The sequence below is a fragment of the Alkalihalobacillus sp. R86527 genome, from assembly GCF_042466185.1.
Taxonomy (GTDB): Bacteria; Bacillota; Bacilli; order Bacillales; family Guptibacillaceae; genus Guptibacillus.
Window position 1 is genome coordinate 2,758,263 of sequence record NZ_JAXHBW010000001.1, and the last position, 18,237, is coordinate 2,776,499.

General features: G+C 41.5%; 22 protein-coding genes. 8 read left to right on the forward strand and 14 right to left on the reverse strand.

Features of this window, described 5'->3' with window-relative positions:
- The first annotated feature begins 60 nt into the window (after positions 1 to 60).
- From SJY16_RS14310 to SJY16_RS14325, 4 genes are read left to right on the forward strand one after another with little or no spacing between them, the layout of a single operon-like run.
- Positions 61 to 558 carry a TRAP transporter small permease gene (locus SJY16_RS14310; protein WP_377892262.1) on the forward strand — a complete coding sequence of 166 codons (498 nt, stop codon included), beginning with the start codon at positions 61 to 63 and terminating at the stop codon, positions 556 to 558.
- Positions 555 to 1,826, forward strand: a complete 1,272-nt coding sequence (locus SJY16_RS14315) for a TRAP transporter large permease (RefSeq protein WP_377890178.1) — start codon at positions 555 to 557, stop codon at positions 1,824 to 1,826. The genes SJY16_RS14310 and SJY16_RS14315 overlap by 4 nt, the downstream gene beginning before the upstream one ends.
- Before the next feature lie 15 nt (positions 1,827 to 1,841).
- Entirely contained in the window at positions 1,842 to 3,026 is a 1,185-nt protein-coding gene (locus SJY16_RS14320) for an amidohydrolase (protein ID WP_377890180.1), read from the forward strand.
- Complete coding sequence (locus SJY16_RS14325) at positions 3,019 to 4,320, forward strand: Zn-dependent hydrolase (protein WP_377890181.1); 1,302 nt, start codon at positions 3,019 to 3,021, stop codon at positions 4,318 to 4,320. Before SJY16_RS14320 ends, SJY16_RS14325 begins: the two co-directional genes overlap by 8 nt.
- 133 nt (positions 4,321 to 4,453) lie before the next feature.
- Here the strand turns inward: SJY16_RS14325 and eutH are convergent, their stop codons facing one another.
- The 6 genes from eutH to SJY16_RS14355 form a co-directional block, all read right to left on the reverse strand.
- Positions 4,454 to 5,569: an ethanolamine utilization protein EutH gene (gene eutH / locus SJY16_RS14330; protein WP_377890183.1), complete on the reverse strand. Its 1,116-nt coding sequence runs from the start codon at positions 5,567 to 5,569 to the stop codon at positions 4,454 to 4,456.
- A 296-nt stretch (positions 5,570 to 5,865) separates the two neighbouring features.
- Positions 5,866 to 6,735, reverse strand: a complete 870-nt coding sequence (locus tag SJY16_RS14335) for a DMT family transporter (RefSeq protein WP_377890184.1) — start codon at positions 6,733 to 6,735, stop codon at positions 5,866 to 5,868.
- Between the two features lie 203 nt (positions 6,736 to 6,938).
- Positions 6,939 to 7,223 carry a hypothetical protein gene (locus SJY16_RS14340; RefSeq protein ID WP_377890185.1) on the reverse strand — a complete coding sequence of 95 codons (285 nt, stop codon included), beginning with the start codon at positions 7,221 to 7,223 and terminating at the stop codon, positions 6,939 to 6,941.
- Between the two features lie 34 nt (positions 7,224 to 7,257).
- The gene (locus SJY16_RS14345; protein WP_377890187.1) at positions 7,258 to 7,470 is read right to left on the reverse strand and encodes a DUF6366 family protein; all 213 of its coding nucleotides are present in this window, start codon (positions 7,468 to 7,470) and stop codon (positions 7,258 to 7,260) included.
- Positions 7,471 to 7,534: 64 nt separating this feature from the next.
- Positions 7,535 to 8,095 carry a hypothetical protein gene (locus SJY16_RS14350; RefSeq protein ID WP_377890189.1) on the reverse strand — a complete coding sequence of 187 codons (561 nt, stop codon included), beginning with the start codon at positions 8,093 to 8,095 and terminating at the stop codon, positions 7,535 to 7,537.
- Positions 8,092 to 8,628, reverse strand: coding sequence for a GNAT family N-acetyltransferase (locus SJY16_RS14355; RefSeq protein WP_377890191.1), 537 nt, complete (start codon positions 8,626 to 8,628; stop codon positions 8,092 to 8,094). Before SJY16_RS14355 ends, SJY16_RS14350 begins: the two co-directional genes overlap by 4 nt.
- Positions 8,629 to 8,904: 276 nt before the next feature.
- Here SJY16_RS14355 and SJY16_RS14360 point away from each other — a divergent pair, with 276 nt between their 5' ends.
- Positions 8,905 to 9,525 carry a hypothetical protein gene (locus SJY16_RS14360; RefSeq protein ID WP_377890193.1) on the forward strand — a complete coding sequence of 207 codons (621 nt, stop codon included), beginning with the start codon at positions 8,905 to 8,907 and terminating at the stop codon, positions 9,523 to 9,525.
- Here the strand turns inward: SJY16_RS14360 and SJY16_RS14365 are convergent.
- Both SJY16_RS14365 and SJY16_RS14370 read right to left on the reverse strand, forming a co-directional pair.
- Positions 9,514 to 10,323, reverse strand: coding sequence for an alpha/beta fold hydrolase (locus tag SJY16_RS14365; protein ID WP_377890195.1), 810 nt, complete (start codon positions 10,321 to 10,323; stop codon positions 9,514 to 9,516). The genes SJY16_RS14360 and SJY16_RS14365 overlap by 12 nt on opposite strands.
- Positions 10,324 to 10,517: 194 nt before the next feature.
- Complete coding sequence (locus SJY16_RS14370; RefSeq protein WP_377890197.1) at positions 10,518 to 11,048, reverse strand: DUF6886 family protein; 531 nt, start codon at positions 11,046 to 11,048, stop codon at positions 10,518 to 10,520.
- A gap of 184 nt (positions 11,049 to 11,232) precedes the next feature.
- On the opposite strand from SJY16_RS14370, the gene SJY16_RS14375 reads away from it, so the two are divergent.
- Genes SJY16_RS14375 through SJY16_RS14385 form a run of 3 tightly spaced genes read left to right on the forward strand, consistent with a single transcriptional unit; the run spans position 11,233 to position 14,896 of the window.
- Positions 11,233 to 12,663 carry a spore germination protein gene (locus SJY16_RS14375; RefSeq protein WP_377890199.1) on the forward strand — a complete coding sequence of 477 codons (1,431 nt, stop codon included), beginning with the start codon at positions 11,233 to 11,235 and terminating at the stop codon, positions 12,661 to 12,663.
- Entirely contained in the window at positions 12,660 to 13,751 is a 1,092-nt protein-coding gene (locus tag SJY16_RS14380) for a GerAB/ArcD/ProY family transporter (protein ID WP_377890201.1), read from the forward strand. The genes SJY16_RS14375 and SJY16_RS14380 overlap by 4 nt, the downstream gene beginning before the upstream one ends.
- Positions 13,748 to 14,896, forward strand: coding sequence for a Ger(x)C family spore germination protein (locus SJY16_RS14385; protein ID WP_377890203.1), 1,149 nt, complete (start codon positions 13,748 to 13,750; stop codon positions 14,894 to 14,896). Before SJY16_RS14380 ends, SJY16_RS14385 begins: the two co-directional genes overlap by 4 nt.
- Before the next feature lie 88 nt (positions 14,897 to 14,984).
- Here SJY16_RS14385 and SJY16_RS14390 read toward each other — a convergent pair whose 3' ends face one another.
- The 6 genes from SJY16_RS14390 to SJY16_RS14415 all read right to left on the reverse strand — a co-directional run bounded on the left by SJY16_RS14390 (position 14,985) and on the right by SJY16_RS14415 (position 18,173).
- Entirely contained in the window at positions 14,985 to 16,082 is a 1,098-nt protein-coding gene (locus SJY16_RS14390) for an NADH:flavin oxidoreductase (protein WP_377890205.1), read from the reverse strand.
- A gap of 155 nt (positions 16,083 to 16,237) precedes the next feature.
- A complete protein-coding gene (locus SJY16_RS14395) occupies positions 16,238 to 16,402 on the reverse strand; it encodes a hypothetical protein (RefSeq protein WP_377890206.1) in 165 nt (54 codons plus the stop codon).
- Positions 16,403 to 16,428: 26 nt separating this feature from the next.
- Positions 16,429 to 16,764, reverse strand: a complete 336-nt coding sequence (locus SJY16_RS14400) for a TIGR04104 family putative zinc finger protein (RefSeq protein WP_377890208.1) — start codon at positions 16,762 to 16,764, stop codon at positions 16,429 to 16,431.
- Between the two features lie 38 nt (positions 16,765 to 16,802).
- Positions 16,803 to 17,198, reverse strand: coding sequence for a VOC family protein (locus tag SJY16_RS14405; RefSeq protein WP_377890210.1), 396 nt, complete (start codon positions 17,196 to 17,198; stop codon positions 16,803 to 16,805).
- Between the two features lie 110 nt (positions 17,199 to 17,308).
- Positions 17,309 to 17,938: a hypothetical protein gene (locus SJY16_RS14410; RefSeq protein WP_377890212.1), complete on the reverse strand. Its 630-nt coding sequence runs from the start codon at positions 17,936 to 17,938 to the stop codon at positions 17,309 to 17,311.
- A gap of 28 nt (positions 17,939 to 17,966) precedes the next feature.
- Positions 17,967 to 18,173, reverse strand: coding sequence for a hypothetical protein (locus SJY16_RS14415; protein ID WP_377890214.1), 207 nt, complete (start codon positions 18,171 to 18,173; stop codon positions 17,967 to 17,969).
- Positions 18,174 to 18,237 lie beyond the last annotated feature (64 nt).

Here is an 18,237-nt window from a genome sequence, read left to right on the forward strand (position 1 = left end):
TTCAGCGAGTAGGTCTCCTGCTCGCTGAATTTTCATTATCGGAGAAAGTTGGTGAATGAAATGCTAGAAAAGATCACATCGAGATTTGTGAAGGTTACTGAAGTCATCGCTAGTCTCCTTATGGTTCTCCTAACGCTTGTGGTATTTGCGGAAGTGCTATCGCGGTATGTCTTCGACTACCCTATTTCATCCTCAACGGAGATGACGCAAATCTTCTTCCCATGGATGATCTTCCTTGGAACAATCGCCGTTACGAAGAATGAAGACCATTTGAAAATCACTGTTCTACAAGAAAAGTTCGGACGAGGCGTTCAGTGGGTGCTGCAAGTATTCGCGAAAGTCATCATGCTCCTGTTTTCGGTTTATATGGTCTATGCAAGCTACTTACTAGCTGATGCTGTTCGCATGCAACCACTTCCTATGCTAAGAATCTCGAAGTCCTGGTTATACGCATCCGTAACCGTATCGTTCGCATTAGTTGCAATCTTACTTATTCTTCAAATCAGTTTACTACTTCGTAACAAACGTACGTGGATGGAAGGAGGAGAAATTCAATGATCGCCATTATGATAATTAGCTTTTTCGTTATGCTTTTACTCGGAGTTCCGATTGCGTTCTCGATGGGTATATCAGCGATTCTTTTCTTTATCGTCGACGGTATTCCAATGGAACTCGCTGCTCAGAGATTCTTTTCGAACACACAGTCCTTCGCTTTCTTAGCGATTCCATTCTTTATTTTCGCTGGAAACTTGATGATTCACGGAAACATTGCACAGAGAATCATTAAAGTAGCTGACTCTATGGTTCGCCAATTACCAGGCGGTCTTGGGTGTGTATCGGTTATTACGAGTATGGGGATGGCCGGTGTATCCGGATCATCCGTTGCGGATGCTGCGTCAACCGGAAGTGTATTGATACCTTCGATGAAAAAGAAAGGATATTCGTCTTCCTTCTCAGCCGCGATCAATGCATCTAGCTCCGTTGTCGGGATCATCATCCCGCCAAGTAGTACGATGATCATTATCGCATGGTTAGCAAATTTATCAGTCGCGCAAATGTTTCTAGCAGGTGTGATCCCTGGAATTCTAATCGGGCTAACGTACCTCATCACAACCGTTATCATCTCGATCAAACGTGGATACCCCCGTGAATCGATGCCTTCTTTCAAAGAATTCTTCACAAGTCTTTTCAAAGCATTCTGGGCACTCGTACTGCCGATCTTCTTAATCGGAGCCATCGTGTTCGGGATCGCAACAGTAACAGAAGCAGCTGCTCTTGCTGCTATTTATGCGTTTCTTGTTGGTAAATTCGTATACAGATCGCTTTCATTTAAAGGCGTTTATGAATCATTGAAAGAAACCGTCTATGGTACAACGGTTGTTATGCTGATGATCTGTACATCTATGATCTTCACATATGCACTGATTTCAGAAGGCATTCCAAACCTGATTTCAAACTGGATTCTTGGTCTTGGTCTATCTGATGCACTCGTCATCTTGTTATTGATCGTCATCATGCTTTTAGCTGGAATGGTGATGGAGCTCGTTCCGAACTTATTCATTTTCATTCCTGTATTCTTCCCGATTGCAACAGGTGTTGGGATGGACCCTACTCACTTCTCCATCGTGATGCTTTGTTCTTTCGCATTAGGACTATTCACGCCACCAGTAGGTTCTACCCTATTCATCTCGTGTCACATCGCACGAGTGAAAATCGAAAACACGATCAAAGATATTTTTCCATTCTTCATCACAGGAATCATCGCAATCCTATTGATTGCTTACATTCCAAGTTTGACGCTATGGATCCCAAGTCTATTTGAATAAGAAAGGAAGCTTTTCATGTACGGAAAAATGATCGAACAACTAGAAACAGAATACCCTCACATGGTCGAATGGCGCCGTCATTTCCATGAGAACCCAGAGCTTTCTTTCGAAGAAGTAGAAACACCGAAGAAAATCGCTGCCTTTCTAAGAGATATCGGCTTAGAAGACGTCGAAGAAGGTGTCGGTGGCCGTGGAATCGTCGCGAAGATCCACGGCGCTCTTCCCGGAAAAACGATCGCCTTACGTGCTGACTTCGATGCCCTTCCGATTCAGGATGCGAAAGACGTTCCTTATAAATCCAAAGTAGAAGGCGTTTCACATGCCTGTGGACATGATGCTCATACGTCGACACTGCTTCACACCGCAAAAGCTCTCTACGAAAACCGTGAGGACTTACAAGGAACAATCGTTTTGATCCATCAGTTTGCAGAAGAACAAACGCCAGGTGGCGCGAAACCTATGATCGAAGCAGGCTGCTTAGAAGGTGTGGATGAAGTCTATGGCACTCATCTCTGGTCCACGTTCCCAGTAGGATCGGTCTTCACGAAAAGCGGCCCCTTAATGGCTGCTTCCGACCGATTTGCCATTACAATCGACGGCAAAGGTGGCCACGGCGCTCTTCCTCATCAAACCATCGATCCGATCGTTTGTGGGTCTGCCATCGTTCAAAGCTTGCAGCATGTTGTCAGTCGGAATGTTGATCCTCTTCAATCCGCGGTCCTTTCATTAGGCGCATTTGAATCTGGTGGTCCATTCAATGTGATTCCGGCGAACGCGCAAATCTTAGGAACCGTTCGTACCTTTTCAAGGGATGTTCAAGTTTCTGTCAAAAAGCGCATAGCTGAGATTGTTGAATATACAGGTAAGGCTAACGGAGCATCGTGCTCCCTTCACTATGAAGAAGGCTACCCTACCCTTCATAATCATGAAAAAGAAACAAAGCACGTTCAACGAGCGGCAGAAGAATTATTCGGAGAAGACCATTCATTAGAAATGGATCCTATGATGGGCGGAGAAGATTTCTCTTACTATTTGTTGGATAAACCAGGTGCGTTTTTCTTTACTGGGGCGGGTCACAACGAAGCCTACCCTCATCACCATCCTCATTTTGATATCGAAGAAAAAGCGATGCTTCAAGCAAGTAAGATGTTTATCAAATTAATCAAGGTAAGCAATGAGGAGGAAGTATCAGATGGATAATCGAGTCAAACGATGGAAGGAGGAGTATGAGTCTCTTCCACGTCACACCCACTTACCGATCGATCATTTTATCACCTATTTTGATGCGATCAACAGTATTGGGGTTACGGAAGCTGGTGGTAACAGCCGCTTCCCTTATACATCAGAATATCGTACAGCGATCGAAGCGGTAAAAAAATGGATGAGAGCGATTGGAATGTCAGTTCATGAAGATGCGATCGGCAATGTGTACGGAAAGGTAAAAGGCATCAATACACATAAAAGCTTGATGCTCGGCTCCCACATCGATACCGTACCAAACGGAGGTATGTTCGATGGACTATTAGGAGTCCTTTCTGCATTATCAGCTGTCGAATCATTCATCGAACGAAACGGCATGCCGAAATGGTCAATCGAAGTGGCTGTTTTTGCTGATGAAGAAGGATCCCGGTTCAACCATGGATTACTTGGAAGCAGAGCAATGATCGGTGAAATCAACGAAGATGCGCTCCACACGTATCAAGATGATGAAGGCACGACGATCGCAGAAGCAATGAAAGCGGATGGCCTTAATCCCGACGAACTAAAAAGCGCTGAAAGAGATATGAACGAGTTCATCGGCTACCTCGAACTTCACATCGAGCAAGGTCTTGTATTAGAAAAGAACAAGCAACAGATCGGTGTTGTTGAAGGAATCGCAGGACCAGCAAGAGAAACGTTTACTTTTATCGGTAGCGCCGATCACGCTGGGAATACACCGATGACCATGAGGCAAGATGCATTGATTGGTGCCAGTGAACTCATCACAACGATCGAACAGCTCCCTTCGAAATACAGCGAAACCGCTGTTGCGACCGTAGGAAAAATCATCAACGCTCCAAACGGAACGAATGTGGTTGCTGGAAAAACAACAGTCACGGTTGATATTCGAGATATCGATCGTGATGCGAGAGAAAAACTGATCGACGCGATCAAAACGAATGCCACTCGCATAGCTGAAAAAAGAGGTCTCGCTCTCAAGAATTCAAACAGCATTCGCGTCGAACCTGTACACATGAATGACCGTATGACGAACATGATTGAAGAATCGACAAACGAATTGAACTTAACATACCGAAGAATGCCGAGCGGCGCCGGCCACGATGCCATGCTTCTCGGGAAGAAAATTCCGACAGGTATGATTTTTGTCCCAAGCAAGAACGGAAAAAGCCATACCCCAGAGGAATGGACATCACTAAGTGAATGCTTGGATGGCATCCTCGTGATGGAAAGAACGCTTGGAAAGATTCTATCGAGTTATAAAGAAGATTCATAAAGGCAGTCAGGAAGTCGTTAAGTTTTGAATGACAAACCGGCGCATTCAAATAGAAAATGCCACCCACATTGCATAATGATGTGGGTGGCATTTTTATATACTGATGGTCTTTCTTTTGTAATTCACTTGATACTTATCGCACTCTCCCCCAGATCGTCGCTAATTTATTTGTTTCGGATTTATTTCTAGTTACAAGAACAGCTAAAAGTACGGCACTAATCCCCCCGACTAATTTTCCAACGATCATTGCAAATACAATCTCCTTAACAACTCCTGCAACAAAACCTAAATGACTACCCAACACGAAGGCACCACTCACAGCAAAAGCTACATTAATCACTTTTCCTCTTGGGTTCATATCCTTAAGTAGGGATAACATAGGGATGTTATGAGCCAAGCTCGCAATCAGTCCAGCAGTTGAAACATCATTCATACCTAATAAAGCTCCGATTTTATTTAGTGGCTTTTTTAAGACGAAAGATAGAAAAGTAACCAACGGAAATGCACCTGCAAGAAAAACAGCAATCTTGGCTACAATTTCTATCCCTTCCACAAGTGGTGTCATATTAGGAATAATAACGACACCCGTAAAGGTTTCCACACTGATAGCAGCTAGACCTATAATCGCCACGACCTGGATGCCTTTAGCAAAGACAGCGAATCCAGCTATCATCTTATCAGTATATTTGAGTAATCCTATAGAAATGATGACAGACAAAAATATTGGAGGGATAAGGTTTGTTACAATAACCAGAAGATCCAACCCCGCAACCATCCCACCTACTAAACAACCAACAGGAACTGTTATTAACCCTAATAAAATCCCTTTTGCGAAATACTTATGATCTTCTTTGGAAATAATGCTTAATGCTACAGGAATGGTAAATGCTAGAGTTGGTCCCATCATCGTTCCTAAAAAAACCCATGCAAAACGTTCAGCATCCTTGCTTTGAGACATCTCCGTTGCTAATGAGTATCCTTCCATATCTAGCGCTAATAGAGTATTCGCAAATGAAGCTGGATCCGCACCAACCACACTATAAATTGGAGCGACAACAGGGGTTAAGAGACTTGCTAGAACAGGAGCTAATGAGATAATTCCTACCATCGCAAGTGTTAACGATCCCATTGTCATAAACCCCTCAGTAAACCTTTCACCAATTCCCCATCTACTTCCCATTATGTTGTCAATCGCACCGATACAAAAAAAGCCGATCACGATAGACACGATTATTTCATTGATTCCCATCCTTCAAACCCCCATTTGCAATCAAACTATGAACAGCTATGAATAAATCATTCTGACTAAAATGGACATCAGTGTGTTCCACAATCCATGACTTATCGTAACATGACAGGATCGTTATGTTAGGCTGTGAAGACATTTTGTATTGATGTTCTAGCCAATAACATTCCGAACCAAGACTGTTTGCAAATCAGCATGCAAAGAAAAAGCAGTCCAATCAGAAGCACAACATGTGTGTGGTGTACTTCATAACTGAACTGCTACTTCTTATATTAATCTATAATAAGAATCGAAAAACACTAGCTCTGCTTTTTACTTAACAGTGTAATCGTTACTAATATCATCAAGATTCCTACCACTTGGATGAAAGTAAGCACTTCTCCTAAGATCAGCACACCGAACAGAGATGCTGTAACAGGCTCTACCATCGCAATCACGGCTGCAAGAGATGCCTTTGTTTTCTTCAATCCTTCTAAATACGCAAAGAATGAGATACCCGCTCCAATGATTCCTAGCGTAATAAACCAGATAAGATCGTCTGAATAAAGCACCGACACCATTTCTTCAAGATCGATGATCATCAACATCAAAGCAGTAAAGGCAGCGAATGCCGTTGTTAGTACAAACGGGGGACGGCCATGTTCCGTCGCGAATTTAAAACCAAATATAAAGAGCGTATAGGAAAGGCCAGATAATAAGCCGCTCAAAATGCCGATCAGGTTCAAACTACCGAGCCCTACTTCAAATACGTTCGTTAATAACGTAATTCCAATCATCACGACAAAGATCGAAACCACCTTGAACGTCGTCGCACGCTCCCAGTTTAAGAAGAATGAAATCATAAATACAAACAGTGGCGCTGTATACATCAAAGTCGATGCAACAGCTACGCCTGACTGGGAAATACTTAGAAAATAAAAGCTGAAATTCCCAGCTACACCGATTCCGGCGAGCACGGACCAAAGGATTGTCTTTCTCTTGTTCTCCTCTCCTTTCGGTTTAGGGCGAAGCATCAGCCATATAGAAAGACAAACGAGCCCTACTGCCCCTCGATAAAACGAGATAACAAGAGGATCCCAACCTTTTTCCATCAAGATTCCTGCTAGTCCACCTGAAATCCCCCATAACATCGCTGCTAAAACAACGAACCATACGCCAAAATAATGCATCTCTATTCTCCTTTTGCTTATGTGATTTCTTGTTCAGATGGTAATTCCCATCCATATCAGTAACAAAACTCGAAATAGGAGAATAGTGTTAAATGATTTCATTGTTTAATAGCGACCTCGAGAAAGCCCGGTAAAGCAGGAATGAGTCACGAAGAAGTATGTCTAAGCTCCACAGTTATTGCAAAGGAAGGAACGAACGATCATTAGTGTAACAAACTACCAAACAGCAATGCACAACCGATAAAAACCGATAAACCAAGTGTTATGATAATGGTGGACACACTTCTTGCCACACCTTTCCACCCTCGAATACCTGAAAAACCAAACACCCCAGCTAGGAAAGTTAGTAACGAAAGCATGAAAACGAAACCTAAAGGTTGAATTCCCATTATGGAAGTAGTGAACCACCCTGAGAAAGCAACTGTCAGAAACAAAAGGATACAAATAAACGAAATCACGCATGACCAAACATTGAATTTTTCTTGCATATTATTCTCCCCATTCACTTCCACATGATTGGAATCAAATCAATAATGAAACAATGACATAACCAATAATAATTGCGAGAATTAACAGAAATGTTCCCTTCCATCCTAAACTACCTACCAAATCCACTAATCCCCCACTATTTGCTCTATTAAAGGAATTATTCAAATTCCCAGAAGAATTCCTTTTCAATTCTTCTAGTCTACGTTTCTCTCTTTGCCTTTCAGGCGATCTAGTTGGCTCATTCATCACTTCACTCCTTCACATTTCAGAATCCTGTCTACTACAATGAAAAAACTCACTGAAAACAACTCTATTTTTCTTCGTAATTCAACACGTATAAACCATTAATCTCAAAATTCCACTTCTTACTCTTCTTCAATTCATCTTCCTTGAAGCGATACATCACGGTTTGTTCAAACCCATCCTGATGTGAAAAGTCACCGCTCCCTACTTCAATGTCTCCTGACTCTCCCATCTCATTATGAGCACTCAAATTTATAAGTCCTGTTGAAAACGTGTTGTCTTTGTTAACCCGAAAGAGACTAATCATTGACCCCTCTGGAGAATGGTACGTATAACGGAAGCCTACAATAAGCGCAATCTCTTTCTCTTGATTAATTTTGTTAGTGTCTTCCTTAATTTCAACTAGAAAAACATCAGTCTGTTGATCGCTTGTAATCTTCATTGGCTTTGTTAAGCCATTCATAATTTCTTCTGTCGTTAATGTGAACTCTATGGTTTCTTCATATGGAACTGTTGTAGCGATATACTCATTAGGGTGTTGACGTATGTAAACAATCCCCTTCTCGTCTGCTGGAGCACAACTCACCATTAAAGAAAAAATAATCATAATGAAAACTACTCGAATCATCTTTTACCCGCAAGGTAACTTTCTTGAAAGACTGCCATCAGAATAATTCCGTGCCACTTTCCATCCCTAAATAATTGTTCTTTCTGTTCGCCTTCTTTATCAAACCCCAACCGCTCATAAAGTTTAATTGCTCTCTCATTATACGAGAACACTCTCAAGGTTATTTTATGTAAATTCAATTCACAAAAAGAATACTCCAATAATACATTCATAGCCTCTGTTCCATAGCCTTTGCCCCAATAATCGACATTACCAATGTCTATGATGCATTCAGCATTCCTGTTCTTAAGATCGATATTTATTAAAGAGACAATTCCAATAGGGGTATCATTTTCGCTTGTTTGTATCATATAGCTTTTTGATGTATCTGAGTTAATGATCGATTGTATGAACGCTTCTGTTTCTTTTACTGTATACACATCTAATTCTGGGCTCGTATTCTTCATAACCTCAGAATTGCTTCTCCATGTATGGTAAAGATCCGCATCATTCTCAGTGACTTTTCTTAAGTGAATTCTACTTGTCGAAAACATAAAAAGCTCCTCTCAAACATGATTTACTTCTGCCACTCTCCTATAACCTTTGACAAACTATTACCACTTCTATATTTCACCATAACATTACATGCTTCAAACTTACTAGAAGTTCACAATTACTAACGTCAACAATAGCCTTTGATTTGGCAAAGACACTTCGTCTAGCGAGAAGGCGTTTCATCATGTTTCTTTCTATTTAGCGCTTTTCAAATGTGGTAGAATATGGGTTGTCCTCAGAGCAGGAAAAATGCAGCAAACCAAGGAGGTCCATCATTGACACGTTTGTTACTAGTATTTCTTTCGATCATGTTGTTAGCTTCATGTAGTAATGTGAATGGAGTCGGTGATAAGGAAAGGAGTACCGTTGTAGGAGAAGAGACGCCACAGTTTGAAAGCTACAATGGAAGACCATTAAAAATAGCTGTCGTTGGACAGTCACCTGACATAAAGGAAGAAGAAAAGATCAAATTCATCCGTATGGATTTTGCAGGTCTACAGCAAATCGATTCACCTGAATTTGATGCAGTATTTATCATGAAAGATTTCTTACATGAGGCTGCTGAAAGTGACCATGCTGAACTATACAAAACAACGAACCTGCCGTTCTTTTTCATCCAATCAGAGAAAATAACCTATGCTTTCTCAAATGCAGATTCATCGTACGAGAGTGCCCCAAGCCTTAGCAATTCAGAATATGCGGTGGGTTACTACAATCAAAAAGAAGGTCATTTATCTTGGAAATATAATTCATATAATGACATGACTACTCCCGAAACAATCATGCAAGTGTACAGTATGATCTTTACCACTATTGAAGAATTACCACTCAATAACTCAAACAAAAAAGACTCGTCATCGACGAGTCTCACTTACTTCTATTCATCAAAGCGCTGAAGAAATCGGGGCGTGCTCTGAGCGATGTTTGTTAAAGAATTCTAACGAGGCAGCGTTGAACTCTCGTGGTTTCTCTACATTACAAACGTGGCCGCATTCTTCTAACACTAAATGCCGCGCTCGATTATCGCTCTTTGTGTCTTCTAACAACGGTTCTACAAAAAGGTGATCCTCTTCGCCCGAGATGTAGAGTTTCGGAATGCTCTTGCCTTTCTCTTGCACGTCCGCATATGTTTCTTTCACGGTGAACGCTAACCCATACCACGCAAGGAAATCGTTCCGATTCATTTTCACCGCTTCTCTAATAAACATCTTTCGAGAAACCGCATGATTCGCTTTTGGCATCATGATGTAAGCGAACAGCTTGTACAACCACATGTAAGGAACGAATCGTTTCACCGCGCTTCCAGCTAGGAGAAGAAACGTTGCAAGTGGAGTGAAGCGTGTGATCGCTCCTCCAAGGACGGCACTTTTCACTTTCTCCGGAGTACGCTGGAGCATATGATGCACCACGACAGATCCTAATGAAATCCCTACTAAGTGTGCCTTATCGATTTTCAACTTATCAAACGTTTTCAGAAGCTCATCAACAACTAATTCTTTATTAAATGACGTCTCATAGTTCGATGTACTAGGCGATTTTCCGTGCCCAGGTAAATTGATCGCTAAGACGTGAAACTGTTTCTTAAACGCTGCAATCTGTTTACTGAAAATGCCATAATTGCCTCCAAGGCCATGTAACAGAACGATCGTTTCATTATGATTGTCATTGCATTTGTAGTATTTGTAATCAAGCATGGTGTGAAATCCTCTCTATAAAAAGGGAGTTGTGTCCCAAAATCGCGACTGCTAAAGAACAAGTATAACCTTAAAAGGGTAAAGAAATAAATAACTAAACGTGAGAAATGTGCTCTCCATGTTGGATTTTACACTGATTGTCACACTTTTTTAACGAATACATTCCCAAAAACCCCTGCACCTACGCTGAGCTCCTACTCTTCCCTTAGCCTCGGCTCTGCGTTCCGCATCCTACACATCGACCAATGAAACGTCGTGTGCTGAATGGCATCATATATCCTCCACAAATCATGTACGATCCGAACGTCAACACCTCGTGAAGACAACTCTTGAAACAAATCACGAACCTCCCACTTCGCAATCGGCACCACCGTTGATTCACTCACATAGTAACCCGCGTTTTCATCCTGAAGGAAAAATGCCGCTGGATCAAATTCATAGATGGTTAATGTTGTGTTCTTCATGACTTCAAACCACTTCTGTTCGATGACGACAACATGTGAATGTAACTCAGATGAAAGATACATCTGTTTATGTAGATCGGTCGTCTCGCATCCTACATGGTAACAAACTCGAGGACAATCACGAGGCGTTAAGAAATTCGGTAAGCACCTCTCTTCGATTGCCCAGACTAATCCTTTTGATTGATCAAGATCCTTACGAGTAGGAATTCGTGGTTCAAACACGTCGATATCACTTTCTTCACTAACATGAAATAACCTCACCCGAACTCTCCTCCCTTCGACCTCATTTTATTCTACAAACATATGGTAAACCCTTGCATGATTTATAGAAGCAAAGCTGATGAATTTAAGAAGATATTATCGGTGAACAGCATCTATGCATCATGGATAGAAAGTCCTTCAGTGAGAATACTAACAGATAGCTTATGTTCGGAGTGATTCTGACATGAAAATAATACGACGATCCAAAAAACAGCAAAGCTTAAAAGAACAAATTATAGAAGATTTTCACCAAAGCAGTGATGTGCATTTTAAATCATTAGAATTGCCTTCCCTCGACATCACCCTTGTATTTATTGGGGACATCACGAATAGGAAAGTCATTCAAGATTTGATAATCGCGCCACTTCTCAAGCGTGCTAATCAGGATGAACCCATTAGCTCTTCTTCGCTTCCTAGCCTATTACCCGTAGAAGCGATCGATGTCGTACGGAATACTGAAAAGGTTAATACGTACTTAATGGATGGCTATACGATCATCATTGCAAATGGCCAGACTCAGATCGTTTATGCGATCGAGACTTCTAAATTTGTAAAAAGGAAAACAGAAGAACCAGTCAACGAGCCAACCATCAGTGGACCACGAGATGGTTTCGTTGAATCGATTCAAGACAATAAAGCTTTATTGCGTATGCACTTGCATTCGAACGATTTGGTTTTTGAACGATTTGCCGTCGGAGCAGAAATAAAAACATATATCGAATTGGTTTATGTTAAAGGAAAAGCATCGGATCAATTAGTAACAGAAGTGAGAGACCGCATCACCTCGATCGAAGCCGAGTACATAGGAGATGCAGGGTTGCTCGAACAGACGATCGAGAAGAATAAGTACTCTGTTTTCCCTGAATTAACAAACACACAGCATCCGATTAAAGTAACAAATGCGTTGATGGAAGGCAGAGTATCGATTCTTACAGATGGCTCACCCACAGTCCTTGTTGCACCGACTACACTGAACATGTTGCTGCAATCGCCAGATGATTATTACTTTAAGTGGATTCCAGCTTCGCTCACTCGTTTATTGAGTTATGCGGCCGCACTTATTTCTCTCTTATTGCCTGCAGTCTATATATCGTTAATTTCGTTTCATCATGGTCTTATTCCAACAGATCTCGCTATCTCTTTGTCTAAAACAAGAGAAGGTGTTCCGTTTCCATCCGTGATCGAAGCTTTCTTGATGGAACTTACGATTGAAATACTACGAGAAGCAGGGGTAAGACTTCCAAAACCGATTGGATCTACCGTTAGTATCGTTGGAGCAATCGTTATAGGTGAAACGGCAGTCAGTGCGGGTATAGTCAGTCCGATGATGGTGATGGTCATTTCCTTTACCGCAATATGTTCTTTTACAGTACCGAATTACCAGTTGAGTCTTGCCTTACGGTCATTACGGTTCTTCCTGCTTTTTTTCGCCGCGATCTTGGGTGTCTACGGTATCTTGATCGCCCTATTTATCCTAAGTACGCATTTAGTTTCCTTAAGAAGTTTTAACGTTCCTTTCATGGAACCTTTCGCACCATTACGAATGAAACAACTGAAAGATTCGATTATTCGCTTGTTTTTTAGACAAGAAAAAAAGGATGGGAAAGATGCATGAATGAAAAAGTAATGTCTAACTTCCCAATCATCGTTTTTCTCATATCGACGATCATCGGGGTAGGAATCGTTACGTTACCGAGAGAGGCTGCAATCATCATCGGTCAACCGAACATGTGGATCAGTATTATTCTAGGGGCTTCCATCGCTTTTCTTAATGGTATGTTGATCTTCGCCATGATAAAGAGATACCCGAATCAAACTGTCTATGACATTGGACCGAAAGTAGCCGGACGTTGGATAGGAAACGTGTTCAATTTTACTTTCATCGTCTACTCGATCGTCTTATCAGCTTTCATCGTCCGAACGATGGCTGAAATAGTGAATTATTATTTACTCGACCTTACCCCTAGATTTATCGTCATCAGCGTGCTGATCATCGCATGCTTCTATCTCGTTGCTTCTGGAATGGAAAACATAATGGCTTTCTTTCAACTTTACTTTCCAATCATCATTCTCATGTTTCTTGTCTTAACGATATTAAGTGTCCGCAATATAGAAATAACGAACTTACGGCCTGTACTCTCCCAAGATATCGTTCCTCTTCTTAAAGGAACGAAAACAATGTTCTTCTCATTTGTTGGCTATGAACTCATCATGATTCTTTCAAAAAACCGAACTTTGACGAGCTGGAGAGCGATGTCAACAGTCTTTTTACTAAGCATCGGAACTGTATGCACGATCTATGTCCTCTTCTTCATATTGAATATTGGGATTCTTAGTGTAGAAGAATTAAAAGTAACCACATTTCCTACAATAGAAATGGCAAAGTCAATCGAATTCCAAGGCTTTTTCTTTGAACGATTCGAATTACTCTTTCTGTTCGGCTGGATCATCACGATTTTCACAACCGTTGTTGCTTACTATTACACGGCTTTGCTTGGGTTAAGCACGACTCTTCAATGCAAAAAGAACGTGTATCTCAATGCAGGTGTTGGCATCTCCATTCTCGTTCTTTCCTTGTTTCCTGACGGAATAACAGAGCTCTTTTCATATGGTAGATACATCAATTATCTATCCTATGCTTCACTCATCGCTATACCACTTATTCTCTTGCTCATCTCGATCAGTAGGAGGTCTCTAAAATGAAACGAACATGGCTCTTCACCAACCTTTGTATGATCGTTGTACTGTTATCAGCTTGCTGGGATAGTAATGAAATCGAAGATGTTGGGCTAATCATTGGAATTGGGCTTGATTATGGTCAGAACGAGGAATTTTCTATGACTCATCAGTATGTGGTCCCGAACAATATCCAGGGGATGCAAGGGAGTCAAGGAACCGGACAACCATTCCAAAACCTTACACTAGAGGGTAATTCCTTTTTTGAAATCATCAGAGAGAATTCTCTTGAAACGGATCGTCCACCGAACTTTACACATCTAAAGTCACTTGTTCTTTCAGAAAAACTCATTGAAGAAGAATCTGTTCGAAAGCTAATCAGCTTTTTCCTTAGGGATCACGAATTCCGCAGAACAGTCGCAGTATTCACCACGAAAGAAAATGTAGCTACCATAATGGACGTGGAACCAACAAAAGAAATCTTTCCAGCTGTTCAAATCAAGGAACTCACACAAAATAATAATAAAAGCCTGGAAATACTAGAGAACACTAAATTTAGCGACCTTTCAAAAAGTGTTTCGGAAGATGTTAGCTTTGTCATTCCAGAGATTGAAATTAATAAGAATCGAATACGACTTTCGGGTGCTGCCATCATCTCTGATGAGAACTTCAAACTCGCTGGATGGTTGGATTCAAAGGAGGTTCAGGGTCTTAAGTGGATCACTAACACTGTAAAAGGCGGAATAGTTACTCTATACGATAAGACTAACAAGAATCCAGACGAACATGTTGTACTAGAAATAAGCAAATCGAATACACACATTCACCCGTCAATGGAAAAGGGTGAATTGAAGGTTGACGTTAGCATCAACACCACCGTTCGTCTTGGAGAAGATTGGCATATTGAAAGGGACGTGTTCAAGCCAGGGTGGAATAAAGAGATCACAAGGGATGCGGAAAAGCAGATAAAACAATCTACAGAGAACATAATCCAACTAGCTCAGGAAGAGTATGAATTAGATTTCCTGAACATCTCCAATTGGGTGAGGATCAAGGAACCCGCCTTTTATGAGAAACATAAAAAGGATTGGAATTCCACGTTTCGAGAGGTTCCGATCACTGTAAAGGTTAAGGTGGATGTCGATGGTTATGGTACTCAGGACCTGCAGTGAACGCCTTGTTATCTTCAGAAAAATCGTTACCTTCTAAAATAAAAAAATCGATAATGCCGAGGCATTATCGATTTATCACTATTTGTTATTAAGATAACTTCTTAAGCGCATCTTTATCGAAAGGCAGTAGGTCATCCGCTCTACCGTCGCGAACTTTCTTCACCCACTCAGGGTCCATCAAGAGAGAACGGCCGATTGCGACAAGATCGAACTCGCCATCATCTAGCTTCTTGATCAAACCATCAAGGCTCGTAGTGTTTGCACCTTCAAAGCTCGTGAACTCTCCATCAAGTCCTACTGAACCTACTGAAATAACAGGCTTACCTGTTAGTTTCTTCGTCCATCCAGCCAAGTTCAAGTCAGATCCTTCAAATTCAGGTTCCCAGAAACGACGTGTTGAACAGTGGAAAATGTCTACGCCTGCTTCAACAAGTGGCTGTAAGAAAGCATCTAATTCTTCAGGCGTTTTTGCTAGCTTCGCATCGAAGTTGAACATCTTCCATTGAGAGAAGCGGAAGATGATTGGAAAGTCCGGTCCAACTTCACGACGGCACGCTTCGATGATTTCGACTGCAAAACGGGTTCTTCCAACCATATCGCCACCAAAGCGATCGGTGCGCTTATTCGTTCTTTCCCAGAAGAACTGATCGATAAGGTAACCATGTGCACCGTGAAGTTCGATGCCGTCGAAACCTAGGCGTTTCGCGTCTGCAGCTGCTTGTGCATAAGCTTCCACCAACTCTTCAACTTCTTTTTCAGTTAGTGGCTCATTAACCTTTTCACCTGAAAGATCGAGACCAGACGGACCAACAGGTCGTGCTTCCTCATTCGGAAGATCTCCTTGTTTACGCGTCATGCCAACGTGCCAGAGTTGCGGTACGATTTTACCGCCTGCTTCGTGTACTTCCTTCACAACGTTCTCCCAGCCGCTCAATGCGTCTTCGCCGTGGAAAACAGGAATACTTGCACCCGAAACAGAAGCTGGATGATTGATTCCAGTTCCTTCTGTTACGATTAGACCTACGCCATTTTCAGCACGTCTACGATAATACGCCGCCACATCTTCTGAAGGCACGTTACCAGGAGAAAAACCTCGCGTCATCGGTGCCATCACCGTACGGTTTTCTAGATTTATGTTTTCACTTGTAAATGTTTCAAATAAAGCAGAATTCGTTGTTTTATTCAATGTATTTCCTCTCCTTCCATTAATGCAATATTAATTATTACAGATACAATCTATTAATGAAAGTAATCTGCTTTTAGGAAGGGATGGTTTCAACGTATACGTGTACATTCCATTCGTTTTATATGTATTGGGGAAAAAAGAGCGCATGCTAACAATTACTTCTCTTCTTTCTGAGAAAGCAAAAGGTCGATTTTCTGTTCCAAACGATCCATTCTCGACTGTCTTCCCTTCAATACGATAACTAGCACGATAATGAGGGCAGGAATTGATAGCAAGATGATAAATGCAAAAAGTTGATAAATGAGATCTCCAATATGCATACAAAACCTCCTTCTCTATTAACAGTTTATAAGAGTGTTCTCTTATTCGAAACTTCCATCACAAAAGGTGTGAGTAAAATAAGTCCAGCCACACCTATAATAAAAGATATAAACGTCAGCAAAGTGGAAGCGGCACTATGTTCAATGAACGCTATTATGCTAAACGTAATAACTAGACTCAACAAAACTTGTCGTCCCTGTGCTTTCGTTGTTAAGTACTGTGATTTACCACAATAAGAACATGTTAATCCTGAACCAAACAACAACGGCTGACTTTTGAGAGTATCATGCCACGACCATGTACTGCTGCAATGTTGACAAGTTGGAATAGGACGAACATCCTTTCTTTTAAATGAAACCAATGAAAGAACCCTTCTAAGAGGGTTCTTTCACCTATCACTTATTTTGCACTCTCATCAGGTTGATGAAGACCGAAGATATTTCCTTCAGTATCCGTGTAGTATGCCTGCCATGCCATCCCAGGTAGTGCGTATTTAGCCATTGCGACCTTTCCGCCATTCGAAAGGATGATCGATTCAGTCGCATCCAAGTCTTCGACACCCATTGTACAGGCAAATCCATTCACAGCTGCATTCATTTCTGGAGGTGGTGTTTGCCGTTGCATCAACGCTCCGTTAATTCCCATATCGTCGCCATCACCAGTCACTGCCCCGAAATAAGGCATACCAGCAAAATCGCTCCAATCTTCAAACTTCCAGCCAAATACCTCTCCGTAAAACTTCTTCGCACGTTCCATGTCATCAACATGAACTTCGAAATGAATGACTCTACTCATAATTACCTCCCGATTTCACTTTTTAATGAGAACATTCATGGTTGGTCCAATCTCGTATGTAGTGTTCAACTAGTACATTCTACTAATGACGTCATATTCCTTCATCATGATTACTCTTCCATATCATCTTTTATGGAAAGCTGCGCAACAACGGCATACTCTGCATCCTTCACCGAATCTGGAAGTGTTTTATAATCACCAAGATTTCCAGATGACATCTGGTTCTCACTCGATCCTTTTAAGTAACTGAGATAAACGGTCTCGCCCTTTTTGAACGTAACTTCTCCATCGAAGTTATCAAAAATGTAGCCTTGGAGATCCTTTGGTAGTTCCGTCGATCCTTTAGCAAAACCATCCGGTGAACCCATCGTGAAAAAAGCTACGTCATCTTCCAGATGAAGTTGAAACGAATGCAGCGCTTTGTCGTATTCTTCCTCTCCCATTCCATTATAAGACGTGAGCTGCTCTTTACCGCCGTCTCCATCTTGATAAACGAAGATGGAACGAACTAACGTTTCGTCTTCAGCTAATTCTCCATCAATCGTAAAGAACGTTTTGTAGTCGATTCCTATTTGATCAACGAGACTTTGCTCGCGTTCTGTTAACTTTGCTGACTTGATTGTCAAGGTGGTGGCACCTTCCGAAGATTCTTCCTGATCTTTCTTATTTTCATTACTACCTTCACTTGTGCATGCTGCTAATAGCATCAGTGCGCTAATTAGCATGAGAAATTGTTTCATCTCCATATCTCCTTACTGATTCTTCTAATTAATTTGTCGCATTCTTTCCATTCGCTCTTTTCTGCGCTCTCCAAGTGATGATCATACTCGGAACACCAGCCATCATGCTCACGAGAAAGCTCCACATGACATACCGCCATTCACCAGTAAATGTTGCCACACCAACAAAGAATACCAGCTGTCCGAGCAATGCAAACCAAACAGCAATCCACGCAAGCTTCAAATTTTCTTTCATCCTATCACCCTTTCCTAATACGTATACTTACTACCAATTATTTCAAACATACCTTCAAAGAACA

Coding starts and splice junctions, on each gene's coding strand:
- SJY16_RS14310 (WP_377892262.1), top strand. CDS start 61: ATGCTAGAAAAGATCACATCGAGATTTGTGAAGGTTACTGAAGTCATC.
- SJY16_RS14315 (WP_377890178.1), top strand. CDS start 555: ATGATCGCCATTATGATAATTAGCTTTTTCGTTATGCTTTTACTCGGA.
- SJY16_RS14320 (WP_377890180.1), top strand. CDS start 1,842: ATGTACGGAAAAATGATCGAACAACTAGAAACAGAATACCCTCACATG.
- SJY16_RS14325 (WP_377890181.1), top strand. CDS start 3,019: ATGGATAATCGAGTCAAACGATGGAAGGAGGAGTATGAGTCTCTTCCA.
- eutH (WP_377890183.1), bottom strand. CDS start 5,569: ATGGGAATCAATGAAATAATCGTGTCTATCGTGATCGGCTTTTTTTGT.
- SJY16_RS14335 (WP_377890184.1), bottom strand. CDS start 6,735: ATGCATTATTTTGGCGTATGGTTCGTTGTTTTAGCAGCGATGTTATGG.
- SJY16_RS14340 (WP_377890185.1), bottom strand. CDS start 7,223: ATGCAAGAAAAATTCAATGTTTGGTCATGCGTGATTTCGTTTATTTGT.
- SJY16_RS14345 (WP_377890187.1), bottom strand. CDS start 7,470: ATGAATGAGCCAACTAGATCGCCTGAAAGGCAAAGAGAGAAACGTAGA.
- SJY16_RS14350 (WP_377890189.1), bottom strand. CDS start 8,095: ATGATTCGAGTAGTTTTCATTATGATTATTTTTTCTTTAATGGTGAGT.
- SJY16_RS14355 (WP_377890191.1), bottom strand. CDS start 8,628: ATGTTTTCGACAAGTAGAATTCACTTAAGAAAAGTCACTGAGAATGAT.
- SJY16_RS14365 (WP_377890195.1), bottom strand. CDS start 10,323: ATGCTTGATTACAAATACTACAAATGCAATGACAATCATAATGAAACG.
- SJY16_RS14375 (WP_377890199.1), top strand. CDS start 11,233: ATGAAAATAATACGACGATCCAAAAAACAGCAAAGCTTAAAAGAACAA.
- SJY16_RS14380 (WP_377890201.1), top strand. CDS start 12,660: ATGAATGAAAAAGTAATGTCTAACTTCCCAATCATCGTTTTTCTCATA.
- SJY16_RS14385 (WP_377890203.1), top strand. CDS start 13,748: ATGAAACGAACATGGCTCTTCACCAACCTTTGTATGATCGTTGTACTG.
- SJY16_RS14395 (WP_377890206.1), bottom strand. CDS start 16,402: ATGCATATTGGAGATCTCATTTATCAACTTTTTGCATTTATCATCTTG.
- SJY16_RS14405 (WP_377890210.1), bottom strand. CDS start 17,198: ATGAGTAGAGTCATTCATTTCGAAGTTCATGTTGATGACATGGAACGT.
- SJY16_RS14410 (WP_377890212.1), bottom strand. CDS start 17,938: ATGAAACAATTTCTCATGCTAATTAGCGCACTGATGCTATTAGCAGCA.
- SJY16_RS14415 (WP_377890214.1), bottom strand. CDS start 18,173: ATGAAAGAAAATTTGAAGCTTGCGTGGATTGCTGTTTGGTTTGCATTG.